The sequence below is a fragment of the Actinomadura hibisca NBRC 15177 genome, assembly GCF_001552635.1.
In the GTDB taxonomy this organism is placed as follows: domain Bacteria; phylum Actinomycetota; class Actinomycetes; order Streptosporangiales; family Streptosporangiaceae; genus Spirillospora; species Spirillospora hibisca.
In genome coordinates this window covers 1-20,040 of the sequence record NZ_BCRO01000065.1, presented here as the reverse complement: position 1 = coordinate 20,040, position 20,040 = coordinate 1, and the positions used below count along the sequence as shown (strand labels likewise).

Below are 20,040 nucleotides of genomic sequence, written 5' to 3'. Positions count from 1 at the left end.
TCGCGTGATGGTCGAGGTATTTGAGACAGGATCTGGGGCCGGTGCCCTGCGAGGCGCGGTACGGGACGGCTGTCCGGACTCCCAAGGGGCCAGGGCAGCCGTTCCGGCTCCGGGGCGGGACAAGGGGCCAATGACCTGTCCCGCTGACGGATTTGTGAACTTTGCCGTAGCGCTTCCGCTGTCGGCGTCAAACGTGATGTCGGTGATGAAAGGGGCAGAACGCCGGTCCGTGCGGGTCCGCCGCCCGGCCGGGCAGGGCGAGCGGGGCATTGGTCTAGACAGACAGGTCTAGACCCCCACCGGGGCAGGTGCGCTCCCCCGTGCGGGGGAGGGCGACTCACCCGCCCGTTCCACGCGCCCGGTGGCAGGTCACAGGGCCGGGATTCGATAGGGTCGGAGGCGGGGGAGACCCCTGTTCCACCGTAGTTAGCGGGCCCGGATCGCACCGGGCGAGACGACGTACGAGGAGAGCCGTTCCGTGACCATCCGAGTAGGCATCAACGGGTTCGGCCGGATCGGCCGCAACTTCTTCCGCGCGGTCAAGGCGAGCGGGGCCGACATCGAGATCGTGGCGGTCAACGACCTGACCGACAACGCCACCCTCGCCCACCTGCTCAAGTACGACAGCATCCTCGGCCGCTTCCCCGAAGAGGTGAAGGCCACCGCGGACGAGATCATCGTCGGCGGCCAGGCGATCAAGGCGTTCGCCGAGCGCGACCCCGCCAACCTCAAGTGGGGCGAGCTGGGCGTGGACGTGGTCGTGGAGTCCACCGGCTTCTTCACCGACGCCACCAAGGCGCGCGTGCACGCCGACAACGGCGCCAAGAAGGTCATCATCTCGGCCCCGGCCAAGAACGAGGACGTCACGATCGTGATGGGCGTCAACGACGACTCCTACGACCCGGCGGCGCACACGGTGATCTCCAACGCCTCCTGCACCACCAACTGCCTGGCCCCGATGACCAAGGTCCTCCAGGACACCTTCGGCATCGAGAAGGGCCTGATGACCACCATCCACGCCTACACCCAGGACCAGAACCTCCAGGACGCGCCGCACAAGGACCTGCGCCGCGCCCGCGCCGCCGCCCTCAACATCGTGCCGACCTCCACCGGCGCCGCCAAGGCGATCGCGCTGGTCATGCCGGAGCTGAAGGGCAAGCTGGACGGCTACGCGCTGCGCGTGCCGATCCCCACCGGCTCGGCCACCGACCTGACCGTCGAGGTCGGCCGCGAGACCACCGTCGAGGAGGTCAACGCCGCGGTGAAGGCCGCCGCCGAGTCCGGCCCGCTGGCCGGGGTGCTGACCTACACCGAGGACCCGATCGTCTCCTCCGACATCGTGACCGACCCGTCGTCGTGCATCTTCGACGCCGGCCTCACCAAGGTCATCGGCAACCAGGTCAAGGTCGTCGGCTGGTACGACAACGAGTGGGGCTACTCCAACCGCCTCGCCGACCTCGTGAAGCTCGTCGGCTCCCAGCTCTGATCCGCCCCTCCGCCGTGCCCGCCCCGCCGTCCCCGCGACGGCCGGGCGGGCACGGCGGCTGTGTATCCGGAAGGACACCGCGTTTCGATGCGCACCATTGACGACCTCGACGTCACCGGCAAGCGGGTGCTGGTCCGCACCGACCTGAACGTCCCCCTGGAGGACGGCAAGATCACCGACGACGGCCGCATCCGGGCCAGCGTGCCGACGATCAAGGCCCTGCGCGACGGGGGCGCGCGCGTCATCGTCTGCGCCCACCTGGGCCGTCCCAAGGGCGAAGTGAAGCCCGAGTTCTCCCTGGCCCCCGTCGCGGCCCGCCTGGGCGAGCTGCTGGGCTCAGACGTCGTCTTCGCCACCGACGTGGTCGGCGACTCCGCCCGCGCCGCCGCCGAGGGCCTGGCCGACGGCCAGGTCGCGCTGCTGGAGAACCTGCGGTTCGAGGCCGGGGAGACCAGCAAGGACGACGCCGAGCGCGGCGCGTTCGCCGACGAGCTGGCCGCCCTCGCCGAGCTGTACGTGGGCGACGGCTTCGGCGCCGTGCACCGCAAGCACGCCAGCGTCTACGACGTCCCCCAGCGCCTCCCGCACGCCGCCGGCGGCCTCATCGCGACCGAGGTCGCGGTGCTCAAGAAGCTCACCGCCGAGGTCGAGCGCCCCTACGCCGTCGTGCTCGGCGGCTCCAAGGTCTCCGACAAGCTCGGCGTCATCGACAACCTCCTCGGCAAGGCCGACCGCATCCTCATCGGCGGCGGCATGGTCTTCACCTTCCTCAAGGCCCAGGGCCACGAGGTCGGCAAGAGCCTGCTGGAGGAGGACCAGCTCGACACCGTCCGCGAGTACCTGCGCCGCGCCGAGGAGAACGGCGTGGAGTTCGTGCTGCCGGTCGACATCGTCGCGGCCACCGCCTTCGCCGCCGACGCCGACCACGACGTGGTCGCCGCCGACGCGATCCCCGCCGACCGGCTCGGCCTGGACATCGGCCCCGAGTCGGGCAAGCGGTTCGCCGCGCGCCTCGCCGACGCCAAGACCGTGTTCTGGAACGGCCCGATGGGCGTGTTCGAGATGGAGCCCTACTCCCACGGCACCCGCGCGGTCGCCCAGGGCCTCATCGACTCCGGCGCGTTCACCGTGGTCGGCGGCGGCGACTCGGCCGCCGCGGTCCGCCGGCTCGGCTTCGACGAGAACGCCTTCTCCCACATCTCCACCGGCGGCGGCGCCAGCCTCGAATACCTCGAAGGCAAGACGCTGCCCGGTCTTCAGGCACTGGAGGACTGACCCCCATGGCAGCCAAGGCACCGGCCCGCAAGCCCCTGATGGCCGGCAACTGGAAGATGAACAACAACCACTTCGAGGCGATCGCGCTCGTCCAGAAGCTGGCGTTCGGCCTGAAGGAGGCCGACTTCGACGCGGTGGACATCGCGGTGCTGCCGCCGTTCACCGACATCCGCTCGGTGCAGACCCTGGTCGACGCCGACAAGTTGTCGATCGTCTACGGCGCGCAGGACGTCTCCGCGCACGAGTCGGGCGCCTACACCGGCGAGATCTCCGGCGCGATGCTGGCCAAGCTCGGCTGTTCCTACGTGGCGGTCGGCCACTCCGAGCGCCGCCAGTACCACGGCGAGGACGACGCGCTGGTCAACGCCAAGGCGCGGGCCGCGCTCAAGCACGAGATCACCCCGATCGTGTGCGTCGGCGAGGGCCTGGAGGTCCGCGAGGCCGGCGAGCACGTGGGGCACTGCCTGAGCCAGGTCACCGGCGCGCTGCAGAAGATCCCCGCCGACCAGGTCCGCACCCTGGTGATCGCCTACGAGCCGGTCTGGGCGATCGGCACCGGCAAGGTCGCCACCCCGCAGGACGCGCAGGAGGTCTGCGCGGCGATCCGCGCCCAGGTGGCCGACCTCTACGACGCCGAGACCGCCGACCAGGTGCGGGTACTGTACGGCGGGTCGGTGAAGGGCTCCAACGTCGCCAGCATCATGGCGCAGGCCGACGTGGACGGCGCGCTGGTCGGAGGCGCCAGCCTGGACGCCGGGGAGTTCGTCAAGATCTGCCGGTACCGCGACCTGCCCGCGTGAGCAGAACTGATCAGTTCTGATCAATTCGGGCGTGTCCCGGGGGTTCTTGCCGAACCAGCGGGGAGTTCGTCGTACCCTTCGTGCTGGACGGGTAAACCGTCCGGCTCGATCCTCCGTCCTTGCATACGACAAGCCCCGCGTCAGCGGGGGTGGCCAGAAAAGGCGCTGAACTGTGATCATCGCAACGTCCATCGTGCTCATCGTCACGAGCCTGCTGATGGTGGTCCTCGTCCTGATGCACAAGGGCAAGGGCGGCGGCCTGTCCGACATGTTCGGCGGCGGCATCTCGTCCTCCCTGGGCGGCTCGTCGGTGGTGGAGCGCAACCTCGACCGCCTGACCGTGGGCACCGGCGTGATCTGGTTCGCCTCGATCATCGTGCTCGGGCTGCTGTTCAAGAACTAGGACCGGGCCAGCAGGACACCGGCCGAGCAGGCCGTCAACACGTACGATCGCCGCGCCGCCGGCCCGCACCCCCAAACGCGGGCGCGGACCAGGGCGCGGCACACCGAGCGAGGAGTAGTCCGTGGGTAGTGGCAACGCGATTCGGGGCAGCCGTGTCGGGGCCGGCCCGATGGGAGAGGCCGAGCGCGGCGACGCGGCCCCCCGCGTCTGGGTCACCTTCTACTGTGCCAACCGGCACGAGACCCGCCCGAGCTTCGCGACCGACGTCGCGGTCCCTGACACCTGGGACTGCCCGCGGTGCGGGTTCCCGGCCGGGCAGGACAAGGACAACCCCCCGGCGCCGCCGAAGACCGAGCCCTACAAGACGCACCTCGCGTATGTGAAGGAGCGGCGCAGCGACGAGGACGGCGAGGCCATCCTCGAAGAGGCGCTGGCCAAGCTGCGCGAGAAGCGCGCCGCGGTGAAGCGCGCGCTGGAGGCGGCGGGTCGAGGCTGACCCGCACGCCCCCTACGGCACGGCCCGGCATCCCCCCGAGGGACGCCGGGCCGTGCCGCGTTTCCGGCCGTCCCGCCTAGGCCGGGACGGTCTGGGCCGCCGGAGCGGCGTCCAGGCGGCGTCCCACGCGCCGCCCGACGTTCTGCATGGGACGCTCGACGCACCGGTAGGCCAGCTCGCTCAGCGCGATCAGCAGCGCCAGGAACAGCAGCAGGTAGCCGGGGTCGTCGCCGTCGGGACGGCCGACGGTCGCGTCCAGGCCCATCAGCAGCACCGGGTGCAGCAGGTACACCGAGTAGCTGATCACGCCCAGCCGGACCAGCGCGCGCGGCATCCGGCGGTGCCGCAGCGCCAGGCCCAGCCCGAACAGGGCGGCGGCCAGCACCACGGCGGTGAGCCAGGCGCGCTTGACGCCCCACTCGGTCATCTCCGGTCCCCAGGCGTGCAGCCGCCACGCCCCGCCCGCCAGCGCCGCCGCCAGCACGCCCGCCGCCGTCAGCGCGGCCGTGCGCACCCTGATCTGGCCGCGCTCGGCCCGGTAGACGGCGGTCCCGGTGAACATGAACGCCAGCAGCACCAGGCCCTGCCAGGGGTCCACCCGGCTGTTCAGCAGCACCAGCACGGCCGCCAGCGCGCCGCCCAGCAGCGCGCCCGCCGTGCGGGTGCGGGGCAGGCAGGCCAGCACGATCGCGGCGGCCATGAGCACGGCCGCGCCGATCGCGACGGGGGTGACGCCCGCGTTCCGGCTGAGCGCCGCGGTGGGCAGCACGACCGCCAGGGCCAGCCCGGAGCCCGCCAGCGCCAGCGCGATCGGGGCCGAGCGCCGGTGCAGCCGCACCGCGAACAGCGCCACCACGATCAGGTAGAACGCCATCTCGTACGACAACGTCCACAGCACGTTGATCGCGCTCGGCACGGCCAGCAGGTCCTGGAGCATCGACAGGTGCGCCAGCGTCGCCGCGACCGGGTCGAAGTCGCGGTCCAGGCCGTCGCGCAGCCGCGTCACGCCGGTCAGGTGCATCACCAGCAGCGCCGCCAGCGCCACCACCAGCAGCGGGTGGATGCGGAACAGGCGGCCGGTCCAGAAGCGCCGCACCGAGCCGCCGCGCTCCAGCGAGGCGGGCACGATGTAGCCGCTGACCACGAAGAACACCAGGACCCCGGCGACGCCGGGGTCGATCCACTCCAGCATCGCGCGGCGGAACCCCGGCACGTAGTGGTAGGCGGCGTGGTGCAGGGCCACCGCGACGGCGGCGACGCCGCGCAGGGCGTCCAGCCAGCCGAGCCGGGCGGCGTCCGGGCGCGGTCCGGCGGGAGCCGGGACGGGAGGCTCCAGGACCGCGGCCGACGGCCCTGGGCGAGGCTGCTCGGTTCTCACCCAGGCGACCTTAGCGACCCGCATGATCAACCGGGCGTAAAGAAACCGCTCGCCGCCCCGGGCGCCCCTGCTTGTATGCTGTCCGGCACGCGACTGGCGCAGTCAAGGTGGAGTCGACCACCGGGGAGCGATCCCGTCCGCACACCGCGCGCCTGGGTGTTCGGGCCCCCTGACCGGGGGTGCCCGCAACGCGCCCCCGGCGTCACAGCGCGGAGGCGGACATGCACGAACCCACCCTGACCCACCTGCGGGCCGAGGACCCGGGCCTGGCCGACCTGGTCGAGGCCGAGGCGCGGCGGCAGTACGAGAAGATCCGGCTGATCGCCTCGGAGAACTACGTGTCGCGGGCGGTGCTGGAGGCCACCGGCACGGTCCTCACCAACAAGTACTCCGAGGGCTACGCGGGCCGCCGCTACTACGAGGGCCAGCAGAACGTCGACCCGATCGAGCTGCTGGCGATCGACCGCGCCAAGGCGCTGTTCGGGGCCGAGCACGCCAACGTCCAGCCCTACTCCGGGTCGCCCGCCAACCTGGCGGTGTACCTGGCGTTCCTGAACCCCGGCGACACCGTGCTGGGGTTGTCGCTGCCGATGGGCGGGCACCTCACGCACGGCTGGTCGGTGTCGGCGACCGGCAAGTGGTTCAACGCCGTGCGCTACGGGGTGCGCGCCGACACCGGCCGCGTCGACATGGACGAGGTGCGCGACCTGGCGCTCAAGGAGCGGCCGAAGCTGATCTGGTGCGGCGGCACCGCGATCCCGCGCACCATCGACTTCCCGGCGTTCGCCGAGATCGCCCGGGAGGCCGGTGCGGTGCTGGCCGCCGACGTCGCGCACATCGCGGGCCTGATCGCGGGCGGCGCGCACCCGTCGCCGGTCGGGCACGCCGACGTGGTCACCACGACCACGCACAAGACGTTGCGCGGCCCGCGCGGCGCGATGATCCTGTCCACCGCCGAGCACGCCGCCGCGGTCGACAAGGCGGTCTTCCCCGGCCTCCAGGGCGGCCCGCACGACCACACCACCGCCGCGATCGCGGTGGCGCTCAAGGAGGCGTCGGGGCCGGACTTCGGCGACTACGCGCACCGGATCGTCGCCAACGCGCGGGCGCTGGCGGCGGCGCTGCTGGAGCGCGGCTACGACCTGATCTCCGGCGGCACCGACAACCACCTGATCCTGATCGACCTGACGAACAAGGGGGTGGCGGGCAAGCCCGCCGCGCAGGCGCTGGACCGGGCGGGGATCGAGCTGAACTACAACGCGGTGCCGTTCGACCCGCGCAAGCCGTTCGACCCGTCGGGCCTGCGGCTGGGCACCGGCGCGATCACCACGCGCGGGCTGGGCGTCGAGCAGATGCCGCGGGTGGCGGCCTGGATCGACGAGGTCGTGCAGGCCGCCGCGCGGCAGGACGAAGCGGTCGTGGAGCGTGTCGCGGGTGAGATCCGCGAGCTGATGGCCGCCTACCCGATGCCGGGCTGGGCGCCCACGCCGTAGGACGGGTCGGCGGCGTTGGCGGCGGGGTCCGGCACGACGAAGGGGTGCTTCCCGGCGGGCACTCCCGTGCGGGCCTCGCCGTCATCGGTCCGGTACTCGATGGTGAACGGGACGCCCTGCGCCCACATGGGGTGCGGGCCGTCCATCAGGTGGAAGTGCAGGTGCGGCTCGGAGGAGTTGCCGGAGTTGCCGACCTCGCCGAGCTGGTCCCCGGCGCGCACCCGGTCGCCGGGCCGGACCCGCACCGAGCCGCGCCGCAGGTGGGCGAAGACGCCGTACACGCCGTCGCCGAGGTCGAGGATCACGTGGTTGCCGAGCACGAACCGGGCCGGCGACAGCGTCAGCAACGACCCGATCGAGCGGAAGACCATGCCCTCCACCATGAGGTAGATCAGGGCGGGCCAGGAGTTGCGGCTCCAGTGGTCGCGCTGGTGGCGGCCGACCGCGACGACCGTGCCGTCGGCGGGGGCCAGCACCGGCCGCCCGAACGCCGGGAACGTCGCGGGACGGGCGGCCAGCGGCCAGCCGACCAGGGCCTTCCACTCGCGCGCGGGGTCGGGGGCGTGGACCAGGTCGATGGCGTAGGACTGGCCGAGCTCGTGGGTGCCGTGGCTCGGCACCTTGTCGGCGGGGCTGTTGACGGCGACCCAGCGCCCCTGGACGGGGCTGCGCAGCGCGACGGGCGCGCGCTCGCCGAGCCGGACGGGCAGGAGTTGCGGGATCGTGCCGAGCAGGATCAGGACGAAGCCCGCCAGCCCGAGCCGGGGGACGGTGGTCAGCCATCCCACGAGGATCAGCAGCAGGCCCGCCACGGCGATCGGGGTTCCGCATCGGATCAGGACGGCGAAGAACTTCATGTCTCCAGAATTACGTAAATCCGGAATCCTGGCAAGTGTGGAGCGGCCCGCCCCTGCTCGGCGGCGGCCCGTCGGCTACTCGGCGGCTACTCGGCGGCGGGACCGCCGGACGCGCGGCGCAGCACGGTGATCATGCGCCAGGCGGCCGGGTCGGTCAGCGTCACCTCGGCGAAGTCGCCGTACTGCGCCACCACCTCCAGCGCGCCCGACAGCCGGATGGCCGCGATCAGCTCGGTGGCGCTCCAGAACCGGTAGGGCACCACGTCCCGGATGACGCGGGTCGCGCCGCCCTCGGTGATCGACATGGTCACGTGGTCGTCGGCGATCTGGGTCACCGGGTCCAGCCGGTCGGTCGGCTCGCCCCACCGCACCGCGGCGTGCACGGCGTCGATGCCGGTGCCGCGCTCGACCGTCCAGCCGGTGCTGACGCTGGGGTCGTCGCCGAGCCGGTCGCGGGGGTGCGACATCTCCAGCACGTACAGGCCGTCGGCGGTCAGGTGCTCGGCGGCGCGGTCCAGGTGGGCGGTGAAGGCGTCCAGGGTCATCAGGTGGGAGGTGGAGTCCAGCATGGTCACCACCAGGTCGAAGCGGCGGCCGAGCGCGAAGGAGGTCATGTCCTCCTGCACCACGTCCAGCGACAGGCCCGCCTCGGCGGCGGTCCGGTCGGCGTAGGCGCACATCGCCGGGTGCAGGTCCAGCGCCGTCGCGGTCAGGCCGCGCCGCGCGAACTCGCGGGCGTGCTCGGCCGGTCCCGCCGCCAGCTCCAGCACGGTGCGGGGGAGCGCCGCGCCGACGCGGTGCCGCTTGCACCAGTCCAGCAGCACCTCGACCTCGGCGGGAACGTCGCGGAACGAGCAGGCCAGCTCGTACGCCCAGGGATCGTCATAGATGCCGGTCACCGGCCCAATCCTGCCAGCGGAATGGTCATGGGCGGGTAAGGCGGGCCGGGGCGGGCGCGGGCCGCCCGTCCAGCCGCAACCGCACCTCCAGGATGCCGGGCTCGTCGGAGGGGCGGACCCGGCCGCCCAGCGAGGTGAGCAGCCGCCGCATCCGGGTGTTCTCGCCGAGCAGCGTCGCGCGCAGCTCCACCAGGCCCCGGTCGCGGCCCACCGCCAGCAGCAGTCCGGCCAGCGCGCGGCCGAGGCCCCGGCCCTGCCAGGCGTCCTCCACCAGGAACGCCAGCTCGGCCACGCCCGGGTCCAGCACGTGGATCAGGTGCGCCAGCGCGAGCAGGGACCCGTCGGGCCCCTCGGCGACGAGGGTGAGACCGTGCGCGGGCTCGCAGAACAGCTCCAGGGCGCGCTGCGGCGGGCAGGGCTTGGCGCTGAAGTAGCGCATCCGGCGGCTGTCGAGCGAGCAGCGCTCGTGCAGGGCGCGTACGGCGTCCAGGTCGCGCGGCTCGATCGGGCGGACCAGCACGTGCGTGCCGTCGTTCAGCGGCAGCCGCCGCGAGGCGGGCCGGGGCGGGGTCGCGGGGAGCGCGGCGCGCACCAGCGCGTCGGCGCGCGCGGCCTCGGTCGCGGTGAACGGCAGGCCGGGGCGGCGCAGCAGCACCCGGCGGTGCCCGGCCGGGACGGTCAGCTCGTCGGGGCCGCCCGCGTCGGTGCCCGCGTGCGTCCAGGACGCCTCGGCGGCGCGCAGCAGCTCGGCCAGCGCCTCCGGCAGCGCGTGCGGCTCGGCGCGCAGCCGCGCGGCCAGCGTCAGCGCGCGGGTGGGCTCGTCCATCAGCTCGTGCGGGCGGGCCGGGACGACGGCGGTGCGGACGCCGCCCGCCTCGCCCAGCGCGCGGCGCAGCGCCTCGGCGTCGGCCCCGCCGGGCGGCACGTTCACGATGAACTCGTCCACCACCCCCTCGGCGTCGAGCTGGACCGACAGGCCCAGGATGTTGGCGCCGCGCCGGGCCAGCGCGGCGGTGAGCAGGGCCAGGCGACCCGGCCGGTCGTCGATCTCGGTGCGGATGCGCAGCAGCGGCATGGAACGTTCCTTCGGGTCGGCGCGGCGGAAGCCCTCTCCGGCACGATGGCCCGCTCCTGTTACGGAACGGATACGTCATCGTGAGCCCGGGGTTTCACCTTGCGCGCGGGTCTTGAGAGGTTCCCGGCGAGCGCCTACCGTGCAGTGGTGATCGACCCCTTGGGCGGTGCGCGCCCCGACGAGCAACACCGGCGCGACGGCCGGCTGCCCCTGCTGGCGCCGGGCGTCCTCAGCGAGCGGCAGCGCGCGGTGTACGACGCGCTGACCGGCGGGCCGCGCGGCGACCGCCGGGCCGCGCCGATCACCGACCGCGGCGGGCGGCTGCTGGGCCCGTTCAACGCGATGCTCTACAGCCCGGCGGTGGGCATGCCGCTCCAGGAACTGGGTGCGGCGCTGCGCTTCGAGACCGCCTTCACCGGCCGCGAACGCGAGATCGCGACGCTGGTGGTGGCCGCGCACTGGCGGTCGGACTTCGAGTGGCACGCCCACGAGCGGCTCGGCCGCCGCGCCGGGCTGACCGAGGCCGAGCTGACGGCGCTCCGCGAGGGGCGTGCGCCGTTGCTGGCCGACGCGCGCGAGCGGGTGGTGCACGAGGCGGCGCGGCAGCTCGCCGCCGAGCAGGACCTGACCGACGCGGTGCACACCGAGGCGGTGGCCACCCTCGGGCGGACGGCGCTGGTCGAGCTGGTGGCGCTGGTGGGGTACTACGCGGCGCTGGCGTTGCAGATGCGGGTGTTCCGGGTGGGCGTGCCTGAGGGGGACGCGCCGCCTGAGTGGGGGAGCGAGGCGTGAGGATGGATCAGGCTGCCTCCGTCGGCGAGGTGGTGCGGGCCGCGCCCGAGCGGACCGCCGGGATCATCGCGGCGGGTCGGCGGCAGTCCGTGCGCGGCCTGCGGTTGCCGCGTCCGGACGCGCCGCTGCTCGAAAAGGCCGGGTCACACCGCCGGTCCGTGCCGGGCGGGGTGGACGCCGAGATCGCCCACCGGCTGGAACCGGCTCACCGGCGGCAAGGGCCGGACGCCGCGTCCGCTGACCCGACCGAACGGTTCGGGACGCGCCGCTCCGGCGACCCGGACGGCGGGGCTGTGGAGTACGTCGCAGATCGGTGTGTGCGGCGCGCGTCCGGCGACTAACGCACCAGTTCGAGCAGGTCGCCGTCCGGTGTGGCGGTGACGGCGACGGAGCCGTCCCCCGCGCAGCTCTTGCCCTTCGCGGGCGGGTGCTCGCAGAAGCGGACGGTGCCCGTCAGGCGGCTCATGGTGCCGCGCTCGTAATACCAGATGCCGTGGTAGGTGGCGGGCACCGCGTCGGGATAGATCGGGCGCAGCCTGGCGATGGCCGCCGCGTGGATCTTCTTGGTGAACTCCTGCTGCTCGCGGAACGGGCGGACGGGGCGGAACGAGGACGGCGTCGGCTCGGCGACGCCGTCGCGCACCTGGTAGACGGCGGCCTGGTAGGTGTGGCCGAGGAGAGGCAGCACGACCTTGGTGCCGGTCATGTGCAGCAGCGTGGGCGTGCCGGGCCGGGCGGCGGGCAGGCGGCGGGCCCGGTCGGGGGAGACGATGCCCACCGTCACCGACGCGCCGGTGGGCGGCTGGCCCGCGTCGGCGCGGGCGCGCGTCCAGCGGCGGACGCAGCCGCCGAGCTCGGCGAGCAGGGAGGGCGCGGTCGCCTCGGTGGCCTCGGCCGCGATCCACGGTTCGGTGATGCCGGCGCGGACGCCGACCACCGGGTGCCCGCACGCCTGGAACGCCGGGGCCAGCAGCCGCCAGTCGGCAGCGTGTTTGCGGGCCTGGACGAGCACCCGGGTGAGCTTGCGTTCGCAGGGCGCGCCGTCGCACTTGCCGTCGTTGATCTGGAAGCGCACGAAGGCGTCGGGGTCGCCGACGACGGCGAAGGTGACCTCGGTGACGAAGACCAGGCGGCGCGCTTCGAGCAGCTTGAGCTGGCCGGGATAGAGGCGTTCGGCCACCTCGACGGCCTGCTTGCGGTCGTCGGCGGTGGAGCCCAGACCGCATCCGGTGGTCACGCCCGCCAGCAGAAGCAGCGCCGCCGTCGTCCTGGTGAGTCGTCGCATCGTTCCTCCCGTGACGACCGTAGGGAAGGGCGGTACGGGCGGGTATGGGCGCAGGTACTCACTTGGGCGGGACAGAATACCCGGGTTCTTCGGGACGTCATTGCGGATCTCGTTGTTGAATGATTGTTTGGCGACAGAAACCGTTGCATGAGCCACAATGTGCTCATGAAAACAGCGCCGCTCGCCCCCGGCTTCGGCAATGGCGGGGTGTCGTACTGGTATCGCGCGCTCGGCCGCCCGGACGCGTGGGAGCCGCTGCCCGGGTCGCGCACGGCCGACGTGTGCGTGGTGGGAGCGGGCTACACGGGCCTGTGGACCGCCTACTACCTCAAGCGTGCGCGGCCTGACCTGCGGGTTGTCGTGCTGGAGAAGGAGTTCGCGGGGTTCGGGGCGTCCGGCCGCAACGGCGGCTGGGCGGTGGGGGAGATCGCCGGATCGCGCGAACGGTACGCGGCGCGGCACGGGCGGCCTGCCGCTGTGGCGTTGCAGCGGGCGATGTTCGCCTCTGTGGACGAGATCATGCGTGTCGCGGCTGTTGAGGGCATCGACGCGGACATCACCAAGGGCGGCGTGCTGACCGTCGCCCGCAACAGTGCACAGCAGGGGCGGCTGGCGGCTCTGGTGGAGGAGAGCCGGGACTGGGGTTGGGGCGAAGACGATCTGGTGTTGCTGGGGTCGGGTGAGCGTCTGCGCGTCGAGGGGGCGACGGGGGCGGTGTGGAGTCCGCACTGTGCGCGCGTGCAGCCCGCCGCGCTCGTCCAGGGGCTGGCCAGGGTGGTGCGGGCGCTGGGCGTGGAGATCTACGAGCGGACGCCCGTCACCGAGCTGCGGCCCCGGTCGGGAAACGTCCCGGCCGCCGCCGTCACACCGTTCGGCGAGGTCGCCGCCGAGCACGTCATCCGTGCCACCGAGGGCTTCACCGCGACGCTGCCGGGCCATCGCCGCGATTGGCTGCCGATGAACAGCTCGATGATCGTCACCACGCCGCTTCCGGCCGAAGTGTGGAAACGGATCGGTTGGGAGGGCCGCGAGCTGCTGGGTGACATGGCGCACTACTACATGTACGCGCAGCGGACCGCTGACGACCGCATCGCGTTCGGCGGGCGCGGCAAGCCGTACCGGTACGGCTCGCGCGTGGACGACGCGGGCCGCACCGACCGCGCCACCGTGGACGCGCTGTGGGAGACGCTGACCGGCATGTTCCCGGCGGCCCGTGACGCGGCGGTCGAGCACGCCTGGTCGGGCGTGCTGGGCGTGCCGCGCGACTGGTGCTCGACGGCCGTGGTGGACCACCGCACCGGCCTCGGCCACGCGGGCGGCTACACCGGCCACGGCGTGGCCGCCTCGAACCTGGCGGGCCGCACCCTGCGCGACCTGGTGCTGCGCGAGGACACCGAGCTGACGGCGCTGCCGTGGGTGGGCTGGCGGGTGCGGCGCTGGGAGCCCGAACCGTTGCGCTGGCTGGGCGTACAGGCGATGTACCGGCTCTACCGCGTCGCCGACGCGCGGGAGGGGAGGAAGGGGGCGACCTCACGCCTGGCCCGTGTCGCGGATATGATCACCGGCCACTGAGAGGGCGGGTGTCCATGCGATCAGGTGGGGAGGGGCGGCCTTCGCGCTGCCTCTACATGGCCCCGGCCGAGCCGGGGCCGGGCGAGGTGGGGACGCTGGCCGAGCCCGGTCCCTACGTCAGGGACGTCGCCCGGCTGCGGTACGGCGTCCTGCGGAACTACGCCGCCGAGCTGGTCGTGTTCGGCGGTGTGGTGGACGGGACGAGGCTCGCTCTGATCGGGGCGCCCGACGGCCTGACCGCGGCGTCCTCCGAAGCGCCCGTGGAATCGGACCTCGACTACTACGCGCTCCTGCTCATGAGGCATGCGATCGACGGCCGCCTCGGGGAAGGGATGCCGCCACCGTACGAGGTGGTCGTCACGGGGGCGCTGGAGGACGGGGTGCTGCGGCTGGGGCCGCTCCGGGTGGAGTTCCTCGCCAGGACCCTGTTCCGGAGCGAAGGGACTCTGGTCGCCGCGGCGATCTCCGTCGCCACCGCGGGTCACTGAGCGGCGGCGCCCTCCTGGCCGAGCAGCGCGGCGATGTCGCGCAGGCACTCCTCGTAGAGGGGGCCGAGGTTCGGGTAGACGAAGTCGAACTGGTGCAGGACCTCCATGCAGAGCAGGCCGTAGAGCCTCATCCAGCACGCCATGAAGATGTGGAGCGCGCCGAGCGGCAGCTTGCGGTCGAAACGGGCGGCGTAGGCGGCGAGCTGGTCGCGGACGGCCGGGTCAAGCTCGTCGTCGGCCGCGATGGGGAACGGGGCGCTCTTCCACAACTCCTGGAACGGCTCCAGCAGGACCTGCTCGAAGTCGTACCCGGCCAGCTCGCGAAGTGAGCCGGGCCTCTGTTCGCCGGCCGGTGGGGTGGGCGCGGCGAAGATCCAGCCGAACTCGGCGGGATGTGCCACCGCCCAGGCCCGCAGTGCCCGGCACGCGGCCATCATCTGCCGGGCGGGCTCGTTTTGGGTGTCGCGCGCGGTCCGCATGGCGTCGGTGAGGTCGCGGTAGAGGTCGGCGGTTACCGCGCCGACCAGCTCGTCGCGCCCGGCGTAGTAGTGGTACAGCGCGGGGCCGCTCATGCCCAGCTCGCGCGCGACGGCGTTGATGGTCACCGCTTCCGGCCCGCGCTCGACCAGCAGCGTGCGTGCGGCGGCGCGGATCTCCGCCAGCGTGCCTTGGCGCACCCGTTCCCGGCGACCGGGCCCCGGCGGCGTCATGGCGTCCCCTTAACGATCACGTTGACATCCTAGGGCATCTATGTTTCCTTAATGCCTCTAAAGAAATTTAACGAGTCAAGGGGAACGGGATGAGAGCGATCATCGTGGGCGGCGGCATCGGCGGCCTCACCGCGGCGGCGGCCCTACACCGGCGCGGCTGGGAGGTGGAGGTGCTGGAGCGCGCGCCCGCCTTCACGGAGGTGGGTGCGGGGCTGATGGTGCAGCCGAACGCGCTGCGGGCGCTGGACACCCTGGACCTCGGCGACACGGTCCGCGCGCAGGCCCCGTCCGGGCCGCCCGGCGGGTTGCGAGAGCCGGGCGGCGGCTGGCTGACGCGTCCCGACGCCGCCGATCTCCAGCGGCGCTTCGGGCAGTGGGTGATGCTGCACCGCGCGGACATGCTGAACCTGCTGCTGAAGAAGGTGCCGTCGAACGCGCTGCGCTCGGGTGTCGAGGTCAGGGAGGTCAGGCCGGAGGACGGCACGGTGCTGCACTCCGAGGGCACGTCTGCTGGCGATCTGGTCGTGGGCGCGGACGGGCTGCGGAGCGTCGTGCGGCGGAGCGTGTGGCCGGACGCGGTTGCGCCGCGTTACGCGGGTTACACGACGTGGCGACTGTTGGTTCCGGCGCATCCGGTCGAGGGGCTGGTGGAGACGTGGGGGAGGGGCGAGCGGTTCGGTTACGCGCCGTTGCCGGACGGTCGGATCTACTGCTACGCGACGTTCCGGGCTCCCGAGGGGCGGTTGAGTGACCTGGCGGAGGTGCGGCGGCGCTTCGGGAAGTGGCACGACCCGATCCCGGCGCTGCTGGCGTCGGTGGAGGAGAAGGACGCTCTGCAACACGACACCTACGACCTGTCGTCGCTGCCCAGCTATGCCAAGGGCAAGGTGGTGGTGCTGGGCGACGCCGCGCACGCGATGACGCCGAATCTGGGTCAAGGCGCGTGCCAGGCGATGGAGGACGCGGTGGTGTTGGCGGCGGCGATGGCGGACGGCGGCGGCCCGGTGGCGTATGACAAGGCGCGTCGTGCCCGCACGCAGATGGTGGTGCGGCAGTCGAGGCGTCTGGGGGTGATGGCGCACCTGAACGTGCCGGGGCTGACCAATGTGCGGAATGCGGCGATGAAGCTTTCCCCGGCGTCGGCCTTCGTCAAGCAGGTGGCTCCGGTTGTGGGGTGGAAGCCCGAGTAGGGCGGGGGTCAGGTTAGGGGGCAGGCCAGGAGGCGCTGGACGTCCTGGTAGGTGGGCAGAGGCGGGGCGTCGTCGCCGGTGATGGCGAGGGCGGTGGTGACGGCGGCGTGCAGCGCCGTCCGGTAGAGCAACGAGCCGCAGCTCACCCGGCGTACGCCCAGGTCGGCCAGTTGTTTGAATGAGGTGCGGCCTGGCAGGTGGAGCACGTTCAGCGGTAGCGGTGACGCGGCGACCAGGGCGCGCACGTCGCCGTCATCGGCCACGCCGGGCACGAAGACGCCGTTGGCCCCGGCCGCTGCGAACGCCTCGATCCGCCGCAGGGCTTCGGGAAGGCGACCGGCGTCGAGCCAGTAGGCGTCGGTGCGGGCGTTGACGAACAGGCTCGGGGCGGCGGTCTTGACCGCTTCGATGACGGCGGCCTGGTGGGGGAGAGGGGCGAGGGTGCCGTCGGCGCGGCCGTCCTCCAGGTTGATCCCGGCGATGCCGAGCGAGGCGAGTTCGGCGGCCAGCGCCGCGACCTCGCCGGGGTCGGTGGAGAAGCCATTCTCCGCGTCGATGGACACCGGCACCGGCAGGCGGGCGAGGGTGCGGGCCAGTGCGAGCGTCTCGGCCCGGGTGCCGCCGGTGCCGTCGGGCTTCCCGGCCGCCGCCGCGACACCGAGGCTGGTGGTGCCGACGGCGGCGAAGCCCGCTTCGGCGAGGGCCGCGCCGCTGGCGAAGTCCCAGGCGTTGGGGAGCAGGAGGGGTGCGGGGCCGTCGTGCAGGGTGTGGAAGGCGGAGGTCATGCGTTGACGGTAGGGCGCGGACGTTTCGACGCCGGTCGAATCGGGCGGAGGTCAGCCGGGGAAGTCGGCCCACACGGTGGTGCGCGCGCCGTTGGCCCGGTGTCCCCAGCGCATCGCGAGCGCGGCGACGATGTGGAGGCCACGGCCGGTCTCGTCGTCGGGCTCAGGTTGGAGTGTGGGGCGGGCGCCGTCCGCGCCGTCGTCGGTGACCTCGGCGCGGAGCACGCCGTGGCCCTTCCAGAGGGCGACGGTGAACTTGCCGCCGTCGCCGGAGGCGGTGTGCCGGATGCCGTTGCCCGCGAACTCGTCCACGACCAGCACCATGTCGTCGAGCAGTTCGTCACCGGGCGCGAGGTAGGCGGGGACGAGCGTGTCGCGCAGGAAGCTGCGGGCGTGGGCGACGGAGCGGGCGGTGCCGGGCAGGGTGAGGGCGGCGAGCAGGGTCATGTCGCAGTTCATGCGGCGGCCTCCATGGCGATGCGCCGGGCCGCGTCGTGCAGGCGCTCGGCGGCGAGTTCGGTGCCGCGCCAGACCAGCCGCCAGCGCCCGCTGAGGCAGACGGCGAGGATCGGCTCGTGGTGGCCGTCCCGGCAGGGGACGTAGAGGACGGGCTCGGCGTGGTAGGGGAAGACCAGGAGGGTCGAGGCGGGGATGGCCCGCAGTTCCCATGCCAGGCGGACGAGCAGGGCGTAGCGGGCTTCGCTGGGGGGCATCATCGCCGTCTCCTCCGTTCGATGTCCCGCCCAGCGTCGTCGCAGCCCGTGACGGTCTCAATACATTCGTCGCATGAGTGATGCATCGGTTGGCGAAGGATCGAAAACTGAAGTATCAGGAACCAAAATCCCTGACTTTCACGAAAGCGATTGATCCGGCGACGCATCGTGACGAGAGTAGAGGGATGTCCCCAGACAGCCGAGGGTTGTACCGACGGCGGAGAATCGGGGCCGCCCTGCGGCGCTTCCGTGAGGAACGCAATATGACGCAGGAGAGGGCCGCCCGTTTGCTGGACCGGTCGCCCGCCTCGCTGAGCGAGTATGAGAACGGGCACAGGGCCATCCGCCCGCGCGATCTGGCTCAGATCCTCGACGGTTACGGCGTCAGCGACGCGAAGGTGCGCGCTCACCTGCTGGAGCTGGCGGGTAAGGGACGCCAAGAGGGATGGTGGCAGGGATTCGATGAGCGGCTGGAAGCGGGCATCATCGACTTCGCGTCCATGGAATCGGACGCTTCGCGGGTCGGACTCTATGATCCGCAGTTGGTGCCCGGCCTGCTGCAAACCGAGGACTATGCCAGAGCCGTCATTTCAGGCTCTGGTGAGGATATGCGGTCATCTCGCGACATCGACGTTGAGGTCGAGTTCCGGATGCGGCGTCAGCACATCCTCGAACGTGCTGACCCCCCGCGCCTTACGGTGGTGCTCGGTGAGGGCGCTCTATTGTTGAGAGTCGGTGGCCCCGCAATTATGGAAGGGCAACTGCGCTACCTGCTCGCGATGGCCGCGCGGCCCGAAATAGACCTTCGAGTGCTGCCTTTTGGGGCCGGTGTGCATCCGGGTACGAACGGGGCCTTCACCATCATGGATCTAGGTGTGGGTCAAGAGGAACTCCAGGTGGTGACGGTGCACAGCCTGACCCGGAGCTGGTACATCGACGAGACGCCGGACATCGAGCATTACCGTAAGGTTTTCAGCCGCCTGACCCGCATGGCCATGTCGGAAAGCGATACCGTCGCCATGATCCAGCGGATAGTATCCATCTATGAATGAACCGCGTGTCACCAAGGGGCACTGGCGCAAGAGCAGCCGCAGTGCAGGCCAGGGCACCGAGTGCGTGGAAGTCGCGAGCCTAGCCACGAGTCGCGGCGTTGCCGCACGAGACTCCAAAGACCCTTCCGGTCCGGTGCTCGCCTTTCCCTCCCCGGCATGGTCGGCCTTCCTCTCCCAGGTCAAGCAGGGGGTCCACGACCTGGCGTGAGCCGGGTGCCAGGTGAACTCGATCGGGCCATCATGCACGCGCTGCGCATCGACGGATGCGCGTCCAATTGCGCCGTCGCCACAGTCATCGGCATCCCCAGGAACACCGTGGACCCGCAGCGGACGGAGAACGCGCCAGGGCGCCCCCACATGATGCTGGGGCGCCCTGGATGCTGCGGCCTGGAACCCGGGAAGGGTTAGAGGCGGGGCTGGCCGTAGTACTGGCCGACCTGGTCGTGATAGTCGCGGTTGCCCAGGTGGGTGTCCTTGTCGAACTCCGGGGAGTCCTTGATCTGGTCCTTGGTCAGCGCTACGTAGACCTTGTTGTCGTCGTGGTCGACGTTCTTGATGGTGCCGGCCGGCAGCAGGACCTCCTTGCCGAAGATCCACACGCCGGTGTCGACGACGATGTAGGAATCGCCGACCTCCTCGGAGTGCTTGTCGACCTTGCCGATACTGCCGTCGGTCGCCTCGACCTTGTAGCCGACGATGTCGGTGCCGACCTGGTGACCGCTGGTGGCGTTGTAGTCCCAGACATTGTCGCTCGTCATTGAACGTCCTCTTCCTGTGCGCGGCCGCACCGCAGATGCGATGCGCAGCCGCTCTACCCCCATCTGCGGCCCTTATAGCTGGAGGGGGCTGGCGTGAGGGGTGTCGAGCACGACGATCGCGAGTTCAGGAGCGGGGTGGAACTGGCGGTTTGGTGCGGGGAACCCGCGCGGACCAGGGCCGCCGGAGTCGTGCACCAACCCCCGCGCGGCTGGGCCAGGTGCGGCTGTGACGCTTTTAACCTCGCGCGAATTGGGGTCGTTGGGTACGTGCACCAGCCTCGCGCGGGGCTGGAGTTGTTGGGCACGTGCCCTAACCCCGCACGGGCTGAGGTTGTTGGGCACGTCTCCCAACCCCGCGCGGGCTGGGGTTGTTGGTCGGGCGCGGGGCGCGGGGCTGGGGTTGGTGGTCTGGTTCGGAAAACCCGCACGGGCTGGGGTTGGTGGGCACCTGGATCAACCCCGCGCGGGGCTGGGGGTTGTTGGTCGGGTGCGGTAAACCCGCGCGGGGCTGAGGTTGGGTGGGCCCGTGTAGA

General features: G+C 72.0%; 23 protein-coding genes and 1 riboswitch. Of the genes, 13 read left to right on the top strand and 10 right to left on the bottom strand.

Going from position 1 to position 20,040, the window contains the following annotated elements; all coding sequences use genetic code 11:
• Nucleotides 1–478 precede the first annotated feature (478 nt).
• The 5 genes from gap (at nucleotide 479) to AH6_RS28140 (ending at nucleotide 4,460) form a co-directional block, all read left to right on the top strand.
• Nucleotides 479–1,486 (top strand): type I glyceraldehyde-3-phosphate dehydrogenase, encoded by a 1,008-nt coding sequence (gap, locus tag AH6_RS28160; protein WP_067485828.1) that lies wholly within the window; start codon nucleotides 479–481, stop codon nucleotides 1,484–1,486.
• 87 nt (nucleotides 1,487–1,573) lie between these two features.
• Complete coding sequence (locus AH6_RS28155) at nucleotides 1,574–2,761, top strand: phosphoglycerate kinase (protein WP_067485826.1); 1,188 nt, start codon at nucleotides 1,574–1,576, stop codon at nucleotides 2,759–2,761.
• A 5-nt stretch (nucleotides 2,762–2,766) separates the two neighbouring features.
• Nucleotides 2,767–3,561 carry a triose-phosphate isomerase gene (tpiA, locus tag AH6_RS28150; protein ID WP_067485824.1) on the top strand — a complete coding sequence of 265 codons (795 nt, stop codon included), beginning with the start codon at nucleotides 2,767–2,769 and terminating at the stop codon, nucleotides 3,559–3,561.
• 172 nt (nucleotides 3,562–3,733) lie between these two features.
• On the top strand, nucleotides 3,734–3,964 hold the full coding sequence (gene secG, locus AH6_RS28145; protein ID WP_067485822.1) for a preprotein translocase subunit SecG: 231 nt from the start codon (nucleotides 3,734–3,736) through the stop codon (nucleotides 3,962–3,964).
• Between the two features lie 121 nt (nucleotides 3,965–4,085).
• Nucleotides 4,086–4,460: an RNA polymerase-binding protein RbpA gene (locus AH6_RS28140; RefSeq protein ID WP_083983538.1), complete on the top strand. Its 375-nt coding sequence runs from the start codon at nucleotides 4,086–4,088 to the stop codon at nucleotides 4,458–4,460.
• A gap of 76 nt (nucleotides 4,461–4,536) precedes the next feature.
• Here AH6_RS28140 and AH6_RS28135 read toward each other — a convergent pair whose 3' ends face one another.
• Complete coding sequence (locus AH6_RS28135; protein ID WP_245679503.1) at nucleotides 4,537–5,838, bottom strand: acyltransferase family protein; 1,302 nt, start codon at nucleotides 5,836–5,838, stop codon at nucleotides 4,537–4,539.
• Between the two features lie 79 nt (nucleotides 5,839–5,917).
• Nucleotides 5,918–6,003: riboswitch (ZMP/ZTP riboswitch) on the top strand.
• 56 nt (nucleotides 6,004–6,059) lie between these two features.
• On the opposite strand from AH6_RS28135, the gene glyA reads away from it, so the two are divergent.
• A complete protein-coding gene (gene glyA, locus AH6_RS28130) occupies nucleotides 6,060–7,331 on the top strand; it encodes a serine hydroxymethyltransferase (protein WP_067485818.1) in 1,272 nt (423 codons plus the stop codon).
• On the opposite strand, the gene AH6_RS28125 is transcribed toward glyA, so the two are convergent.
• From AH6_RS28125 to AH6_RS28115, 3 genes are all read right to left on the bottom strand, one after another.
• Nucleotides 7,298–8,188, bottom strand: a complete 891-nt coding sequence (locus AH6_RS28125; RefSeq protein WP_067485816.1) for a M23 family metallopeptidase — start codon at nucleotides 8,186–8,188, stop codon at nucleotides 7,298–7,300. The genes glyA and AH6_RS28125 overlap by 34 nt on opposite strands.
• Nucleotides 8,189–8,274: 86 nt before the next feature.
• Nucleotides 8,275–9,087, bottom strand: coding sequence for a class I SAM-dependent methyltransferase (locus tag AH6_RS28120; protein WP_067485814.1), 813 nt, complete (start codon nucleotides 9,085–9,087; stop codon nucleotides 8,275–8,277).
• Nucleotides 9,088–9,112: 25 nt separating this feature from the next.
• Complete coding sequence (locus AH6_RS28115; protein ID WP_067485812.1) at nucleotides 9,113–10,162, bottom strand: GNAT family N-acetyltransferase; 1,050 nt, start codon at nucleotides 10,160–10,162, stop codon at nucleotides 9,113–9,115.
• A 147-nt stretch (nucleotides 10,163–10,309) separates the two neighbouring features.
• Between AH6_RS28115 and AH6_RS28110 the strand changes: the two genes are divergently transcribed.
• On the top strand, nucleotides 10,310–10,954 hold the full coding sequence (locus tag AH6_RS28110) for a carboxymuconolactone decarboxylase family protein (protein ID WP_083983539.1): 645 nt from the start codon (nucleotides 10,310–10,312) through the stop codon (nucleotides 10,952–10,954).
• Between the two features lie 2 nt (nucleotides 10,955–10,956).
• Complete coding sequence (locus AH6_RS28105; protein WP_067485811.1) at nucleotides 10,957–11,295, top strand: hypothetical protein; 339 nt, start codon at nucleotides 10,957–10,959, stop codon at nucleotides 11,293–11,295.
• Here the strand turns inward: AH6_RS28105 and AH6_RS28100 are convergent.
• On the bottom strand, nucleotides 11,292–12,239 hold the full coding sequence (locus AH6_RS28100; RefSeq protein ID WP_067485809.1) for an SCO7460 family lipoprotein: 948 nt from the start codon (nucleotides 12,237–12,239) through the stop codon (nucleotides 11,292–11,294). The genes AH6_RS28105 and AH6_RS28100 overlap by 4 nt on opposite strands.
• A 165-nt stretch (nucleotides 12,240–12,404) precedes the next feature.
• Here AH6_RS28100 and AH6_RS28095 point away from each other — a divergent pair, with 165 nt between their 5' ends.
• Together AH6_RS28095 and AH6_RS28090 are read left to right on the top strand one after the other, a co-directional pair.
• Nucleotides 12,405–13,811, top strand: coding sequence for an NAD(P)/FAD-dependent oxidoreductase (locus AH6_RS28095; RefSeq protein ID WP_067485830.1), 1,407 nt, complete (start codon nucleotides 12,405–12,407; stop codon nucleotides 13,809–13,811).
• Nucleotides 13,812–13,825: 14 nt separating this feature from the next.
• On the top strand, nucleotides 13,826–14,299 hold the full coding sequence (locus AH6_RS28090) for a DUF7019 family protein (RefSeq protein ID WP_373861801.1): 474 nt from the start codon (nucleotides 13,826–13,828) through the stop codon (nucleotides 14,297–14,299).
• On the opposite strand, the gene AH6_RS28085 is transcribed toward AH6_RS28090, so the two are convergent.
• Entirely contained in the window at nucleotides 14,293–15,009 is a 717-nt protein-coding gene (locus tag AH6_RS28085) for a TetR/AcrR family transcriptional regulator (RefSeq protein WP_067485805.1), read from the bottom strand. The genes AH6_RS28090 and AH6_RS28085 overlap by 7 nt on opposite strands.
• Before the next feature lie 89 nt (nucleotides 15,010–15,098).
• On the opposite strand from AH6_RS28085, the gene AH6_RS28080 reads away from it, so the two are divergent.
• Nucleotides 15,099–16,199: an FAD-dependent monooxygenase gene (locus AH6_RS28080; protein WP_067485803.1), complete on the top strand. Its 1,101-nt coding sequence runs from the start codon at nucleotides 15,099–15,101 to the stop codon at nucleotides 16,197–16,199.
• An 8-nt stretch (nucleotides 16,200–16,207) separates the two neighbouring features.
• On the opposite strand, the gene AH6_RS28075 is transcribed toward AH6_RS28080, so the two are convergent.
• Genes AH6_RS28075 through AH6_RS44805 form a run of 3 tightly spaced genes read right to left on the bottom strand, consistent with a single transcriptional unit; the run spans nucleotide 16,208 to nucleotide 17,700 of the window.
• Nucleotides 16,208–16,984, bottom strand: coding sequence for an isocitrate lyase/PEP mutase family protein (locus tag AH6_RS28075; protein WP_067485801.1), 777 nt, complete (start codon nucleotides 16,982–16,984; stop codon nucleotides 16,208–16,210).
• A gap of 51 nt (nucleotides 16,985–17,035) precedes the next feature.
• Nucleotides 17,036–17,443 carry an ATP-binding protein gene (locus tag AH6_RS42860; protein ID WP_169807933.1) on the bottom strand — a complete coding sequence of 136 codons (408 nt, stop codon included), beginning with the start codon at nucleotides 17,441–17,443 and terminating at the stop codon, nucleotides 17,036–17,038.
• Nucleotides 17,440–17,700 (bottom strand): hypothetical protein, encoded by a 261-nt coding sequence (locus AH6_RS44805; RefSeq protein ID WP_067485799.1) that lies wholly within the window; start codon nucleotides 17,698–17,700, stop codon nucleotides 17,440–17,442. Before AH6_RS44805 ends, AH6_RS42860 begins: the two co-directional genes overlap by 4 nt.
• Before the next feature lie 77 nt (nucleotides 17,701–17,777).
• On the opposite strand from AH6_RS44805, the gene AH6_RS28060 reads away from it, so the two are divergent.
• Nucleotides 17,778–18,749, top strand: a complete 972-nt coding sequence (locus AH6_RS28060; RefSeq protein WP_083983536.1) for a helix-turn-helix domain-containing protein — start codon at nucleotides 17,778–17,780, stop codon at nucleotides 18,747–18,749.
• Nucleotides 18,742–18,957 carry a DUF397 domain-containing protein gene (locus AH6_RS42855; RefSeq protein WP_083983535.1) on the top strand — a complete coding sequence of 72 codons (216 nt, stop codon included), beginning with the start codon at nucleotides 18,742–18,744 and terminating at the stop codon, nucleotides 18,955–18,957. Before AH6_RS28060 ends, AH6_RS42855 begins: the two co-directional genes overlap by 8 nt.
• A gap of 196 nt (nucleotides 18,958–19,153) precedes the next feature.
• Here the strand turns inward: AH6_RS42855 and AH6_RS28055 are convergent, their stop codons facing one another.
• Entirely contained in the window at nucleotides 19,154–19,507 is a 354-nt protein-coding gene (locus tag AH6_RS28055) for a PRC-barrel domain-containing protein (RefSeq protein WP_067485795.1), read from the bottom strand.
• Nucleotides 19,508–20,040 lie beyond the last annotated feature (533 nt).